This is a genomic window from Comamonas sp. FUJ_7, assembly GCF_057369555.1.
The window spans coordinates 11,505-26,618 of record NZ_JBXXZI010000007.1 but is presented as its reverse complement, the minus strand read 5'-3'; the positions used below and the strand labels follow the sequence as shown (position 1 = coordinate 26,618).

General features: G+C 57.3%; 9 protein-coding genes and 5 tRNA genes. 1 reads left to right on the top strand and 13 read right to left on the bottom strand.

Going from position 1 to position 15,114, the window contains the following annotated elements:
* Nucleotides 1-148: 148 nt before the first annotated feature.
* Nucleotides 149-1,054 (top strand): LysR substrate-binding domain-containing protein, encoded by a 906-nt coding sequence (locus tag AC2I9W_RS11760; RefSeq protein WP_486410144.1) that lies wholly within the window; start codon nucleotides 149-151, stop codon nucleotides 1,052-1,054.
* A 122-nt stretch (nucleotides 1,055-1,176) separates the two neighbouring features.
* Here the strand turns inward: AC2I9W_RS11760 and AC2I9W_RS11755 are convergent, their stop codons facing one another.
* From AC2I9W_RS11755 to AC2I9W_RS11695, 13 genes are all read right to left on the bottom strand, one after another.
* On the bottom strand, nucleotides 1,177-2,274 hold the full coding sequence (locus tag AC2I9W_RS11755) for a DUF6817 domain-containing protein (protein WP_486410143.1): 1,098 nt from the start codon (nucleotides 2,272-2,274) through the stop codon (nucleotides 1,177-1,179).
* A gap of 5 nt (nucleotides 2,275-2,279) precedes the next feature.
* Nucleotides 2,280-3,080: a MetQ/NlpA family ABC transporter substrate-binding protein gene (locus AC2I9W_RS11750; protein WP_486410307.1), complete on the bottom strand. Its 801-nt coding sequence runs from the start codon at nucleotides 3,078-3,080 to the stop codon at nucleotides 2,280-2,282.
* 410 nt (nucleotides 3,081-3,490) lie between these two features.
* Nucleotides 3,491-3,564: transfer RNA gene (locus tag AC2I9W_RS11745), tRNA-Cys, on the bottom strand.
* 15 nt (nucleotides 3,565-3,579) lie between these two features.
* A tRNA-Gly gene (locus AC2I9W_RS11740) sits at nucleotides 3,580-3,655 on the bottom strand.
* A gap of 57 nt (nucleotides 3,656-3,712) precedes the next feature.
* Nucleotides 3,713-3,788: transfer RNA gene (locus AC2I9W_RS11735), tRNA-Gly, on the bottom strand.
* A 57-nt stretch (nucleotides 3,789-3,845) separates the two neighbouring features.
* Nucleotides 3,846-3,921 (bottom strand) — tRNA-Gly (locus tag AC2I9W_RS11730).
* Nucleotides 3,922-4,031: 110 nt separating this feature from the next.
* A complete protein-coding gene (gene lon / locus AC2I9W_RS11725) occupies nucleotides 4,032-6,446 on the bottom strand; it encodes an endopeptidase La (protein WP_486410142.1) in 2,415 nt (804 codons plus the stop codon).
* Between the two features lie 149 nt (nucleotides 6,447-6,595).
* Nucleotides 6,596-7,858: an ATP-dependent Clp protease ATP-binding subunit ClpX gene (clpX, locus tag AC2I9W_RS11720; RefSeq protein WP_158390615.1), complete on the bottom strand. Its 1,263-nt coding sequence runs from the start codon at nucleotides 7,856-7,858 to the stop codon at nucleotides 6,596-6,598.
* Between the two features lie 176 nt (nucleotides 7,859-8,034).
* Nucleotides 8,035-8,643, bottom strand: a complete 609-nt coding sequence (gene clpP / locus AC2I9W_RS11715) for an ATP-dependent Clp endopeptidase proteolytic subunit ClpP (protein ID WP_158390613.1) — start codon at nucleotides 8,641-8,643, stop codon at nucleotides 8,035-8,037.
* A 136-nt stretch (nucleotides 8,644-8,779) separates the two neighbouring features.
* On the bottom strand, nucleotides 8,780-10,090 hold the full coding sequence (tig, locus tag AC2I9W_RS11710) for a trigger factor (protein ID WP_486410141.1): 1,311 nt from the start codon (nucleotides 10,088-10,090) through the stop codon (nucleotides 8,780-8,782).
* A gap of 316 nt (nucleotides 10,091-10,406) precedes the next feature.
* Nucleotides 10,407-10,493 (bottom strand) — tRNA-Leu (locus tag AC2I9W_RS11705).
* A gap of 84 nt (nucleotides 10,494-10,577) precedes the next feature.
* A complete protein-coding gene (locus AC2I9W_RS11700) occupies nucleotides 10,578-13,787 on the bottom strand; it encodes an efflux RND transporter permease subunit (protein ID WP_486410140.1) in 3,210 nt (1,069 codons plus the stop codon).
* Nucleotides 13,784-15,052, bottom strand: a complete 1,269-nt coding sequence (locus AC2I9W_RS11695; protein ID WP_486410139.1) for an efflux RND transporter periplasmic adaptor subunit — start codon at nucleotides 15,050-15,052, stop codon at nucleotides 13,784-13,786. The genes AC2I9W_RS11700 and AC2I9W_RS11695 overlap by 4 nt, the downstream gene beginning before the upstream one ends.
* Nucleotides 15,053-15,114 lie beyond the last annotated feature (62 nt).

Below are 15,114 nucleotides of genomic sequence, written 5' to 3'. Positions count from 1 at the left end.
CGTCTTGCAATGCACCTGTTTTTGTGGCCTTCGCACCGTCAATGCAGTGCTTTGATGCAAATGTTAGGGACGACATGTGACTGTCATGTGAAAGCTTCAGAATCAGTTTTGACAGCTTCCATAGATCAAACCTTGAGATGAGATTTGCATGAGCACCGCCCGTTACCGAGCCTTTATCGCCGTGGCCCAGCAAGGCAGCCTGAGCGCAGCTGCCCGCGCTCTGGGCGTAAGTCAGCCCACCATTTCCAGTCAGATCGCCACGCTGGAGCGCCAGAGCCAGATAGAGCTGTTTCACCGCCAGGGCTATCGCATGACGCTCTCGCAAGCGGGCCACAAGCTGATGACACTGGCACAAAAGCTGCTGGCGCTGGAGTCCGAAACCGAATTTTTTTTGCGCGACTCTGGCCAGCTCAACCAGGGCGAGCTCAAGATCGGAGCCGTGGGGCCATTTCATGTCATCGAGATGGTGGCGGCCTATAGCACCCGCCACCCAGGCATGAAGCTGTCGATTCGCATGGGCAACTCTCAGCAGGTTCTGCACGACTTGGAGAACTACACCACGGACGTAGCCGTACTGGCCGGTCTGTATGAACGCCCCGAGCTGCTGGTGCGTGAATACGCCCGCCACGCCATCATCTTGTTTGCCCATGTAGACCACCCTCTGGCCAGACGCGAGCAGGTAGGCATTGAAGAGTTGAACGGCCTGCCACTGCTGCTGCGTGAGCAAGGCTCCACCACCCGAACAGCCATCGAAAAAGCACTGCAAGCGGCAGGCGTGAAGCCTCGTACTCAGCTAGAAATCGGCAGCCGCGAAGCCATACGCGAGGCCGTGGCCCGCGGCCTGGGCATTGGTGCCGTGTCAGAAGCCGAGTTCATTGCAGACCCACGCTTCAGACCCGTTCGCATTTCTGGCAACCCGGCCAGCACTACAACTTATGTCTATTGCATGAAAGAGCGCAGCGAGAGCTTGCTGGTGGGCTCATTTCTCAAGGCCATTGAAAGCAGTAGCGAGAGCAGCGTCAGTCCGGCCTCGCTTTTGCATCAAAACCTCTGAACTCCTCAAAATAGGTTTTTTGTCAGCAACTCTTGTGGCCGATGCATGCAACAACCCAACAAACGTCCAAACAAAAAAGGCCGAGATCCTTCAAGACCTCGGCCTTTAACACGCGCTAGCGGCTAGCGCAGAGCCATGTTGTTGAGCTTATCCAGACGAGCAGGCCAGCTTCCCTGCTCTGCTGACTGCCGCAAAATCCGCGTCCAGGCCATCCAGGCATCCCATTGCACACGCTTGTCCCAGGCATTGCCCCAGCAGCTAAAGCACTGCAAAGCACTCTCCGCCGCCTGGGCCGCCTCGGCATGGCGGCCTGCACTGAGGTAGAGCTGGGCCAGCACCATTTGCGGCTCACCCACCCAGGGGTTGAGTGCTACTGCCTGCTCCAGCGTCGCTGTAGCCGCATCCAGATCCACCAGGGGCTGATTGAGCTGAATCACCGACCAGTACAGCGCCACTGCCGCGGCCTCGCTGTCCGCACTGAGCAACTGACTGCAGCTGGCAAATACCGGCGGCAATGGCAGCTGAGTTTTGAGCGCAGCGTGCTGTAGCGCATGACCCAGACCGCTGATCTGGCTGAGCATGCGGCTGCTAGGCCGCATGGGGCCAGGCCACAGCGAAGCAGCCCAGTGCACCGCTTGCTGGCGGCTGTTGTCCACGGCGGGAAAACGCGAGTAAATGTCTTCCTGCCAGCTGAACCACTGCTCCATGCTGTCGGCCATGCTGACAACTGCAAACGCGGCCACTTCATAGGCACTCAGAGTCAGACTCTGGCGCGGCTCGGGGCCGTTGCGTTCAATCTGCATGCTGCCATCCGCCGCGATATCGCCAGCCAGCAGCTTTTGCACGAACTGGGTGCGGCTCATGGTGCAAAACAGATAGACCAGATGCTCGGCTTGCTCGCCGATCAGGCTTTTCAGATGCTCACGCTCATTGCTCGCATCGAACTTGACCAGGTCCACAAAAGCATTGCCATACACGCTGTGCAGCAGGCCCAGCAGGCGCACCTCTCTGGGCTGCTGCCACAGCGCCAAAGAGCGCGCCACGCCGACCAGATGGTGGCGAAACGTTCCGGCCTTGTGCCAGTCCTGGCCCACGCCGCGGGCCAGGACCACGGGCAGCAGCGGCGCCAGATCGGCATCACGGCTCAGCCATTCCTCATCCAGCAAGGCCTTGGCCCGCTCGAAGAGATCGGCTTGCAATGCATTGAAAGGCAAAGTCATGGGCATCACCAGGCGGTTGTGTAGGCGCCCTTGAAGGTCTTTTCGACAAAGGCTTTGACCTCAGGCGACTGGTAGGCCTTCACAAAGGCTGGCAGCCCCTTGTGCTGCTCATGACCGGCGCGCGTGACGATAAGCACGGTCACATAAGGTGTGTTCACATCTTCCAGTGCCAGCGAATCGGCCTGGGGCGACAGGCCTGCTGCCACTGCGTAGCTGCTGTTGACCGCACCAGCGTCCAGATCGTCCAGCGCACGAGCCAACTGGGCGGCTTCCAGCTCGATGAACTTGAGCTTCTTGGGGTTTGCCGTGATGTCCAGCACCGAAGCGCGTGCACCGGCATTGGCCTTGAGCGTGATCAGGCCCTGCTTGGCCAGCACCATCAGCGCACGCGATCCATTGGTCGGGTCATTGGGAATGCCCACGCGTGCGCCGCTCTTGAGGTCGGCCAGATTCTTGACCTTCTTGGAGTACACACCCATTTGCTGGTTCACAGCCTTGGCTACGGGCACAAGCTTGTAGCCTCTATCCTTGTTCTGCGCATCCAGAAAAGGCTGATGCTGGTAGATATTGGCATCGATATCGCCGGTGGACAGCGCCGCATTGGGCTGGATGAAGTCACCAAACTCGACCAGCTTGACCTTCAGCCCCTGCTTGGCCGCTACCTGCTTGGCCACTTCTGCAATCTGGGCGTGAGGGCCGGCCGTCACTCCAATAGTCACAGCCAGATCCTGCGCCTGGGCCACGAAGGAAAAAGGGAAGAAAGCGGCTGCAGCCAGAGCTTTTACGAGAAAACGCTTGTGCACGATGGGCACCTTTCAAGACAAATTCCAGGAAAACATGCGCCCACAAAGCATGTACACACTCAGGGGCAGTGGCTTGGAACTTAACGCATAAAGCGAGCCCCATCAGTGCACACGGGGCTTATCCCCATCGCAAAACAGAAGCCCAGACCACTCAGCCCAGTAAATATTTAATAAAAATAAGCTTAAGCCCTTTCCAGGCAAGCGTTGAAAGCTATCAATTAAAGAGTTTTGCACCCCCTCAGAGACAGCTGTCATCCCATGGCTTTGGCAAGCTGAGCCTGAAGCAGCTCTCAGGCAAGCACCGAGAATCGACTGCATCAAGCCGAAGCACAAGGCATCTCTTTCATGGACAAAGACAAAACAAAAAGGCCTCCCAAAAGGGAGGCCTTTTTGCTGATTTTCCGAAGAAAATCTGGAGGCGCGAACCAGAGTCGAACTGGTCTAACCGGATTTGCAATCCGGGGCATAACCGCTTTGCTATCGCGCCGCTATCACAAAAACCTGGAGCGGGAAAACGGGTTCGAACCGTCGACCTATACCTTGGCAAGGTATCGCTCTACCAACTGAGCTATTCCCGCATTCAAAAAGCTTTCGCTTTCTGATGCGAACCTGTATTGCTACAGATTCTAAAAACCTGGAGCGGGAAAACGGGTTCGAACCGTCGACCTATACCTTGGCAAGGTATCGCTCTACCAACTGAGCTATTCCCGCATTCAAAAAGCTTTCGCTTTCTGATGCGAACCTGCATTGCTACAGATTCTGAAAACCTGGAGCGGGAAAACGGGTTCGAACCGTCGACCTATACCTTGGCAAGGTATCGCTCTACCAACTGAGCTATTCCCGCATATCTACCGAAGCCTGACATTCTACAACGTCGTTTGCTGCGATGAAGTGAATTGTAGCGCAGTTCCAAGCCCACTCAGGAAAAACGCCACAATTTTCAAAAAAATCAGGTCAATGCTTGATGGCAGCCTCCGTCGGCTTCGCATTCTCCGCCGCAACAGCTGGCACCGCATCTTCCGGCAAAGGCTCGGGCATACGCTCCAGCGCCACCTTGAGAACCTGATCAATCCACTTCACAGGAACGATCTCCAGGCCACTCTTCACGTTATCCGGAATGTCCTGCAAGTCCTTGGCATTCTCTTCAGGAATAAGCACCGTCTTGATGCCGCCACGCAAAGCTGCCAGCAGCTTTTCCTTGAGGCCACCAATCGCAGTGACTTCACCACGCAGAGTGATTTCACCGGTCATTGCGACATCGGCGCGTACAGGGATACCTGTCAGGGCGGAGACAAAAGCCGTAGTCATGGCTGCACCTGCGCTAGGACCATCCTTGGGCGTTGCACCATCTGGCACGTGGACGTGGATATCCTTTTTCTCAAAAGCCTCATCCTTGATACCCAGCAGACGCGAACGGCTGCGCACCACGGTGCGAGCGGCTTCCACCGACTCCTTCATCACATCACCCAAAGAGCCTGTGCGTGTAATGACGCCCTTGCCGGGCATAGTGGCAGCTTCGATGGTCAGCAGATCGCCGCCCACCTCCGTCCAGGCCAGGCCAACCACCTGACCAACCTGATTGGCATGTTCGGCACGGCCATAGCTGAACTTGCGCACACCCAAATAGTCATTCAGGTTGTCAGCAGACACCACAACCTTGGGTTCCAGCTTCTTGAGCTGCAGACCCTTGACCACCTTGCGGCAGATTTTGGACAGTTCACGCTCCAGCGAACGCACACCGGCTTCACGGGTGTAATAGCGCACGATGTCGCGAATCGCAGCTTCGGTCACCTCCAGCTCGCCTTCCTTCACACCGTTGTTGGTGAGTTGCTTGGGCAGCAGGTATCGGATAGCGATATTGGTTTTTTCATCTTCGGTGTAACCCGACAGACGAATGACTTCCATACGGTCCAGCAGCGCCGAAGGAATGTTCATGGAGTTGGAGGTCGCCACAAACATCACATCGGACAAGTCAAAGTCGACTTCCACATAGTGGTCGCCAAACTTGTTGTTCTGCTCGGGGTCCAGCACCTCCAGCAGTGCGCTCGATGGATCACCACGGAAATCCATGCCCAGCTTGTCGATCTCATCAAGCAGGAACAGAGGATTGCGCGTACCCACCTTTTCCAGGCTCTGCAGCACCTTGCCGGGCATGGCTCCGATATAGGTGCGGCGGTGGCCACGAATCTCTGCCTCGTCACGCATGCCACCCAGCGCCATGCGCACGTACTTGCGGCCCGTAGCCTTAGCAATGGATTGCCCCAGCGAGGTCTTGCCCACACCAGGAGGGCCTACCAGACACAGAATCGGCGCCTTGACCTTGTCCACGCGCTGCTGCACGGCAAGATATTCAAGAATACGGTCCTTGACCTTTTCCAGGCCGAAGTGATCTTCGTTCAGCACTTCCTCGGCATTGGTCAGGTCGTGCTTGATCTTGGTCTTCTTGGCCCAGGGCAGGCCCGTCAGCACTTCTATGTAATTGCGCACAACCGATGCTTCAGCCGACATGGGCGACATCAGCTTGAGCTTCTTGAGCTCAGCCTCGGCCTTTTTACGAGCCTCGGCAGGCATCTTGGCGAGCTTGATCTTTTTCTCGATCTCTTCGATGTCTGCGCCATCTTCGCCCTCGCCCAACTCTTTCTGAATGGCCTTGACCTGCTCATTCAGATAGAAGTCGCGCTGGTTCTTTTCCATCTGACGCTTGACGCGACCACGGATGCGCTTGTCGACGTTGAGGATATCTACTTCACGCTCGAGTTGCTCGAACAGGTTTTCCAGACGGGCCTTGATATCCACCAAATCCAGCACTGCTTGCTTGCTCTCCAATTTGAGAGGCAGATGCGCTGCAATGGTGTCGGTCAGGCGACCTGCATCGTCAATGCTGGCGATGGAAGTCAGAATTTCCTGAGGAATTTTCTTATTGAGCTTGACGTACTGATCAAACTGCTGGGTGACAGCACGACGCAGCGCTTCAATTTCGCTTTGCTCATGGGCACCATCTTCCGGCTCCACAGGCATCACTGTAGCGGTGAAGTGAGAGTCCTCATCCTCAACTTGCTTGACGTTCGCACGCTGCTGCCCCTCGACCAGCACCTTCACGGTACCGTCGGGTAATTTGAGCATCTGCAAGATAGTGGACACACAGCCCACATCAAACATATCTTCGGCAGCCGGTTCATCCTTGGAGGCCGTTTTTTGCGCCACCAGCATGATGCGGCGGTCGCCTTCCATGGCCAGTTCCAGAGCCTTGATGCTCTTGGCCCGCCCCACGAACAGCGGAATCACCATGTGCGGAAACACCACAACATCGCGCAAAGGCAACAGTGGCAGGTTCAGCTCGGTAGAAGGCAAAGGGGTTTGTCCAGACATAGATATCCTCGGTTTCTCAGCGGAAGATGGTCCGCTTACCGGTGTATTTCAACCCCCGCCTGCAAATGGTTTTGCTAAAACAGGGGTATTGCCTTTGAGAGTTCAAACGGCAAAGCCCCCTCAAAGGTACTTTGCACATCAGAGCAGCATCAGGCCTTTTTAGCCGCCTCGCGATAGACCAGCAACGGCTCTTTACCGTCTTCAATGGTGGCTTCTTCAACCACCACTTTTTCCACGTTTTCAGCGGTAGGTAGCTCAAACATGGTGCTGATCAGAGATTGCTCAACGATGGAGCGCAAGCCACGAGCACCTGTCTTGCGGGCCAGCGCCTTGCGGGCAATGGCCTTCAGAGCTGCGGGGCGAATTTCCAGCTCAACCCCCTCCATGGCCAGCAGCTTGCTGTATTGCTTGACCAGCGCATTCTTGGGCTCGGTCAGAATCTGCACCAAAGCATCTTCGCTGAGCTCTGCCAATGCAGTCACCACAGGCATGCGGCCCACCAGTTCAGGGATGATGCCGAACTTGATCAGATCCTCTGGCTCGATTTCCAGGAACATCTCGGAGATGGAGCGCTGCTTCTTGCTCTTAACGGTGGCTCCAAAGCCGATACCGGACGCCTCCGTGCGGTTCTCGATGACTTTTTCCAGCCCTGCAAACGCACCGCTACAGATAAACAGAATGTTCGTTGTATCGATCTGCAGAAAATCCTGATTGGGATGCTTGCGGCCGCCCTGCGGGGGGATGCTGGCCATCGTGCCTTCAATCAGCTTGAGCAACGCCTGCTGCACGCCCTCGCCCGATACGTCACGGGTGATGCTGGGGTTGTCCGACTTGCGCGAAATCTTGTCGATCTCATCAATGTAGACAATGCCGCGCTGCGCACGTTCCACGTCGTACTCACAGCTTTGCAGCAGCTTCTGGATGATGTTTTCAACGTCTTCGCCCACATAACCGGCTTCGGTCAATGTGGTGGCATCGGCCATCACAAAAGGCACATTGAGCTGACGCGCCAGCGTTTGCGCCAGCAAGGTCTTACCGGAGCCTGTGGGGCCAATCAGCAAGATATTGCTCTTGCTCAGCTCCACATCATCCTTGCCAGCCTTGTCTTTGTGATTCAGACGCTTGTAGTGGTTATAGACCGCCACGGCCAGTGTGCGCTTGGCCTGCTCCTGACCAATCACATAGTTGTCGAGATTGGCCTTGATTTCGGCAGGCGTAGGCAGATCGCCGCGTCCCTCTTTGGCATCAGCAGCAGGCTGTTCGTCACGAATGATCTCATTGCACAAGTCGATGCACTCGTCGCAGATGAACACGGACGGGCCGGCGATCAGCTTTTTGACCTCGTGCTGGCTTTTGCCGCAGAAGGTGCAATACAAATTCTTTTCGGTGGAAGAGCCTTTTTTATCGGCCATGGGGGCTGTGCCTCGTTACGAAAAAACGAAAATTAATGATAACCAAAGACAAGGCGGCGCTGCCTTTCAGGGGCCAACGCCGCCGAGCAAGTGTAGGGAGTCCATCAAGCACTCCCAATTTTTTCAATGCAATCAACCTCTAGCCCAAGCAGAGCCTAGGGGTGGTGCTATGCATTTCAAGAACGCTTGCTGATTACCTGATCAACCAGGCCATAGTCCTTGGCCTCTTCAGCGGAAAGGTAATAGTCACGCTCGGTGTCCCGCTGGATGCGCTCCAGCGGCTGGCCGGTCTGCTCTGCCAGAATTTTGTTCAAGCGCTCGCGCGTCTTGAGAATTTCACGGGCGTGAATTTCGATTTCGGTTGCCTGACCACGTGCACCACCCAGAGGCTGGTGAATCATGACCTGAGCATTGGGCAGAGCATAGCGCTTGCCCTTGGCGCCAGCAGACAACAGGAAAGCACCCATGCTGGCAGCCATGCCTGTGCACAGCGTAGACACATCGGGCTTGATGAAGTTCATGGTGTCAAAAATCGCCATGCCTGCCGAAACACTACCGCCGGGGGAGTTGATATAGAAGGAAATGTCCTTGTCAGGATTTTCACTTTCCAGGAACAACAACTGCGCCACCACCAGATTGGCCGTCTGGTCATTGACCTCACCCACCAGGAAAATCACACGCTCCTTGAGCAGGCGCGAATAAATATCATAGGAGCGCTCACCGCGACCCGACTGTTCAACGACCATGGGCACCATGCCCAGACCCAATGTATCCAATGCGCTCATGTTTTCTCCAGTGCTATGCGCCTACTGTAGCCGCATTCTGAAATGAAAATGGGGCTTGCGCGTAAAAGCACAAGCCCCGCCATTCAACTTATCCGCACATGCCCTAGTAGGGCATGTACTGGCGACAGGTCAGGTATTAGGCCTGGCCCATCAGTTCGTCGAAGGACACTGTCTTTTCCGAAACCTTGGCCTTGCCCAGCACGAACTCGGTCACGTTGTTTTCGATCACAACGGCTTCCACTTCGGCCAGACGGTTGCGGTCGCCGAAGTACCAGCGCACCACGTCTTCAGGCTTTTCGTAGCTGGAAGCCAGCTCGTCCACATGAGACTTGATCTGCTCGGTTGTAGCTTGCAGATTGTTAGCCTTGACCAGCTCAGCCACCACCAGGCCAAGACGCACGCGACGCTCGGCTTGGGGCAGGAAGATGTCTTCAGGAATTTCAGCCTTGGCTGCATCCTTGATACCACGCTGCTGCAGCTCGGCACGAGCGCCTTCCAGCAGACGACCCACTTCCGCTTGCACGGAAGCCTTGGGCAGGTCCAGCTCGGACACGGACACCAGAGCATCCATCACAGCCTGCTTGTTGCGACCTTGAACACGGAACTTCACTTCGCGCTCCAGGTTCTTCTTGATGTCGTCGCGCAGGGCTTCCACGGAGCCGCCTTCCACGCCCAGAGTCTTCACGAATTCTTCGTTGACTTCGGGCAATTCAGCAGCTTCAACCTTCTTCAGTGTCACGAGGAAGTCGGCGGTCTTGCCGGCCACGTCTTCGCCGTGGTAGTCGGCAGGGAAAGCCAGAGGGAAAGTCTTGGACTCTCCGGCCTTCATACCGCGAGTTGCGTCTTCGAATTCCTTGAGCATCTGGCCTTCTCCGACCAGGAACTGGAAGTCTTCAGCCTTGCCACCAGAGAAAGTCTCACCGTCGATCTTGCCTTCGAAGTCCACGGTCACGCGGTCGCCGTCCACAGCGGCTTCACCAGCGGCACGCTCCACAAAGGTGCGGCGCTGCTTACGCAGAATATCCACGGTCTTGTCAATAGCAGCATCGTCCACATTGGCGACCAGCTTTTCCACTTCAGCAGCAGCCAAGTCGCCAATCTTCACTTCAGGCATCACTTCAAACACAGCTTCGAATTGTGCTTCGCCCTCAGGAGCGCCTTCCTTTTCAGTGATCTTGGGCTGGCCTGCAACGCGCAGATCTGCTTCGTTCACGGCAGCAGCAAAAGCCTCACCCACCTTGTCGTTGAGCACTTCGTACTGCACGGAGTAGCCATAGCGCTGAGCCACAACGCTCATGGGCACCTTACCGGGACGGAAGCCGTCCATCTTCACAGTGCGCGCCACCTTCTTCAGGCGAGCATCCACTTCGGACTGGATAGAGGACAGGGGCACGCTCAGCGTGATCTTGCGCTCGAGCTTTTCAAGAGTTTCAACGTTAACGGCCATGATTTTTCCTAAGAGGGATGAGGACCGTGCAGATTGCCGAGCAACCCACACCGTATTGCGCAAAGTCACAGTGCGCGCACATCAGGCGACATGCGGCACCACAAATTTTCCAGAGCCAGCCCCGGCATGTGCATCAGCGTCTGGCGCTGGGCATTTATTCAAATCAGGAGCAGGCGAAGCCGACCATTATAACGAGGCGCTGCGCAGGCTCCGTCGTCACACATCAGGGGGTTTGCCTTTATAGGCTAACGCTGCAAAGAAAAAGCCCGTAACTGATTGAGGTTACGGGCCTTAAGCAGCAGAAGCTACCAATGTCTGGTGCGCGGAGCCGGACTCGAACCGGCACGGTGTTGCCACCGTCAGGACCTAAACCTGGTGCGTCTACCAATTTCGCCACCCGCGCGGTCAGTAATGCGCAAATTTACGCTTACTGAGGTCAAGACGCAGATTCTAGCCGCAAATTAGCAGCCTTCCGCACAAAGCGCGCTCAGGCCCTCTCCTTTCGGATTCTGAACGCTGCGGCATACATGGCAGGCAATGCCAGCAGGGTCAATACCGTCGCCACAATCAGCCCGCCCATGATGGCGACAGCCATAGGCCCCCAGAACACGCTGCGCGAGAGCGGGATCATGGCCAACACAGCCGCTGCCGCCGTCAAGACAATGGGGCGCAGGCGGTGCACCGCAGCCTCCACAATCGCCTCCCAGGCTGGCACCCCGCGTGCACGGCCCGATTCGATCTGGTCAATCAAAATCACCGAATTGCGCTGAATCATGCCCATCAAAGCCACCACCCCCAGCAAGGCTACAAAACCGAAGGGGCGATTGAGCAATAGCAAAGCCGCCGCCACTCCCGGAATGCCCAATGGCCCGGTAATAAAGACCAGCAAAGAGCGGCTGACGCTGCGCAACTGCAGCATGAGCAGCGTGAAGGTCAGAAACAGCAGAACCGGGATACCGGCCACGATGGCGCCCGACCCCTTGGAGCTTTCTTCCACTGCGCCAGCCACCTCAATGCGGTAAGCGCTGTCACCGGCCATGTGCCAGCCCTCCTCCATCTTGCGCAAAGCCGGCAGCAATTCATTGGTCACCGTTGCGCCCTGCATTCCCTCTCGTACATCGCCTTGCACGGTAATCGCGAAGTTGCGCTTTTCACGCCACATGACCCCCGGCTCCCAGACCATGACAGGTTTGGCAATCTGCGTCAGCGCAATCGACTGCCCGCTGGCTGCCGTCACATAGACACCTGCCACATCGGTAATCTCATCTCTGTCCAGCTTGGGCGCACGCATCACGATATCGATGAGTTTGTCACCCTCTCTGAACTGCCCAACCGTAGTCCCGCTAAAGCTGGCACCGGTGGCCTCTGCAATGGATTGACTGCTCACGCCCAAGGCTCGGGCTTTGTCCTGATCGACCTGCAAACGGATAACCTTGACGGACTCATTCCAGTTGTCATTCACTCCGCGCATATTGGCGCTGCTCTGCATGAGCTTTTTTACGTCATCGGCATAGCTGCGCAGCTTGGCCGGATCAGAGCCCAGAACCCGGAACTGCACCGGATACTGCACGGGAGGGCCATTGGGCAGCAGCTTGGAGCGCGCACGCACCTCCGGGAATTCCTCGGCCATCAGCGCCGGAAGCATCTTCCGAATCGCCTCGCGCGCTTTCAAGTCCTTGGCGACCAGAATGAACTGCGAGACATTGTTTTGCGGAAAGACCTGATCGAGCGGCAGGTAAAAACGCGGCACGCCCGAGCCAATCCACTCGCTGACCGACTCCACGCCTTCGAGCTGCAACATGCGCTGCTCGACCCGCAAAGTCACCTCTTTGTTGGCCTGAAGCGAAGTGCCTTCGGGGAACCAGATATCCATCAACACCTCGGGCCGGCTGGAATCCGGGAAGAACTGCTGCTGCACCTTGCCCATACCAGCCAAGCCCAGCACAAAGACCAGCACCGTTGCGCCAATCGTCAGCCAGCGGTGCTGCACGCACCAATTCACCATGCGGCGAAAGCGGTTGTAGAAAGGGGTGTCAAACAGCTCGTGCTCACCGGCATTGGTATTGATGCCCGCCTCTTCGGCAGAGACTTCACCCGAAGCCACTTCAGGCGGCAGCTTGGCCGCATGCGGCGGTTTTTTCAGCAGCAGCAAGCCCAGATAGGGCACGAAATACACCGAGGCAAACCAGCTGAGCACCAGCGCAATCACCGTGACCGCGAAGATGGCAAAGGTGTACTCCCCCGTCATGGACTTGGCCATGCCTATGGGCAAGAAGCCTGCTGCTGTAATCAGCGTACCAGTCAGCATGGGCTTGGCCGTGATTTCGTAGGCAAAGGTGGCGGCTCTGTACCTGTCGTAGCCTTCTTCCATCTTTCTCACCATCATCTCCACGGCGATGATGGCGTCATCCACGAGCAATCCCAGCGCAATGATGAGCGAGCCCAGCGACACCTTGTGCAGCCCGATATCCCAGTACCACATGGCCAAGAAGGTGGCCGCCAGCACCAAAGGGATGGTGATGCCCACCACCAGACCCGGGCGAGGGTCGATATACCAGCGCTTCCACAGCGGATGCTGGCCCTCGCGCTTGTGCAGCCCCAGGCTTAAGAAGCTCACGGCCAGCACCACGACCACAGCCTCGATCAGCACATGCAGAAACTCGCTGACCGAATCTGCCACCGCCTTGGGCTGATTTTGCATATTGCTCAGCGTCACCCCCACAGGCAGGCTTTTGGCAATGCGGTCCGTCGCCTGCGTCAAAGCCTTTCCTAGCGCAATGATGTCCCCGCCCTTGACCATGGAAACGCCCAAGGCCAGCGTGGGCTCACCTTGAAAACGCACCATGACATTGGCCGGATCGGCATAACCCCGGTGCACCTCGGCAATATCTCCCAGGCGCAGCTGTGCCCCGCCCTGGCCAATGATGGGCATGGCGCGCAACTGCTCCAGATCGTTGAACTGGCCCTGCACCCTCAGGGCAATCGTTTCGGCAGGCGTCTGCAAAGTGCCCGCAGAGACCACGGCGTTTTGCTGGTTGAGCTGATCGAGCACCTGCTTGAGATTCAGCCCCATCTGTGTGGCTCGCTGCGAGAGCTCCACATAGACCTTCTCATCCTGCACGCCAAACTGCTCTACCTTGGCAACGTCAGGCACCTGCAGCAATTGCTGGCGCACGTCATCGGCCAGTGTTTTGAGCTCCGCATAGCTAAAGCCCTTGGCCTGCAGCGCATAGATCACGCCATAGACATCGCCAAAGTCATCATTGAAGAAAGGTCCTTGCACCCCTTGCGGCAGGGTGTAGCGCATATCCCCTACTTTTTTGCGTACCGTGTACCAAAGCTGAGGAACCTCTTTAGGCGGCGAGTAGTCCTTGAGCTGGAAGATGACCTGCGACTCACCAGGCTTGGAGTAGCTGCTGATCTTGTCGGCATAAGGCACCTCCTGCAGCGTGCGCTCGATCTTGTCCGTCACCTGCTGGGCGACCTGCTCGGCAGTGGCACCGGGCCAGTAGGTTCTGATGACCATGGCGCGAAAGGTGAACGGCGGATCTTCGTCCTGCCCCAGCTGAAAGAACGCCGCAAAGCCCAGCAGCATCAGCACCACCATGAAGTAGCGCGTCAGCGCCACATGATCTAGTGCCCAGCGAGAGAGGTTGAAATGCGCGCCGGTGGCCTTTTTGTGCTCCGCGCCGCTCATTGAGCCGCCTCCACAGAGCCGGCTGGCTGAGATGCTTCTGATTCAGGAGCTATCAGCGCTTTACCTGTATTCGTTTGAGGCTGATTTGATGCTAAATCCTTCTCTGGTTTGGCATACTTATCCCGGTAAACCGTCACCTTCTGTCCATCTGTCAGCACATGCACGCCCGTGGCCACCACCTGCATGCCGGGCTGCAGTCCCGAGGCGATGATGGCCTCATTCCCGTCCGCACTGGCAATCTGCACCGCTTGCATCTTTACTGTGCTGCTGTCCTTGTCATAGAGCCAGACGGCTGTTCCCTGCCCCCCACCTCCCTCCTGACGCAAAGCCGTGGTCGGCAGCTTGATGACTTTGGCGCCCACCGAACCGCCATCCACACTCATGCTCTCCAGCGTCACATGCACGGTAGAGCCCAAAGCTGGCAATGGCGTTGCATCTAGCTGCGCCTTGACCACAAAGGTGCGGGTCACCGGATCTGCGCTGGCGGCCACTTCACGGATACGGCCCGCCAGGACCTTCGACTCATCGGACCACAACCGCACCTGAACGCTTTGGCCGGGCTTCATCGCTGAGCGCCTGTCCTCAGGCACGCTGAACACCGCATCACGCGCACCATCTTGCGCAATACGTACCACCGGCGTACCTGCGGCCACGACCTGGCCCGGCTCGGCATCCACACTGGTGACAACGCCATCGGCATCAGCCAGCAGCTGGGTGTAGTTTTCCTGATTGGATTGACCCGACAACTGCGCCCGGGCCTGATCCAGCGTGGCCTGGGCCGCCTTCAGATTGGCCTCATGACGCTCCATCTCCGCCGCACTGATGAAGTTTTGTGCACGCAGCGTGCGAAAGCGCTTGGCATTGGCCTCGGCCAGATCACGCTGTGTGGTGGCCGAGCTCACCTGAGCGCGCGCCGCCTCGGCACTGAGCTGATAGTCACGCGCATCCAGGCGTGCCAGCACTTGCCCCGCCTTGACATGCTGACCCAGCTCCACCTCCCGCTTGGTCAGCTTTCCACCCACGCGAAAGCCCAGGCGCGATTCCACCCTGGCCCGTACATCGCCGGTGTACTCTTGCGCCGACTCGATCTGCCCCTGCCCCACTGTCACCAGTTTGACGGCGCGCACGGGTTCGGGGGCAACTTCCTTTTTGGAGCAGGCGGCCAGCAAGGTGGCCGACGCCACAAGAGACAGCGCCAGCAAGGGCGCAGCCGAGCGCCCCGAGAAAGACAAATTTGCGAAACGGCGAGAAGACAAAACAGCCATGGTGCTCTGGGCTTGTAAATTAAAAAAGCACAGCCACCCGGCGGGCTGCTGCACATCAATCA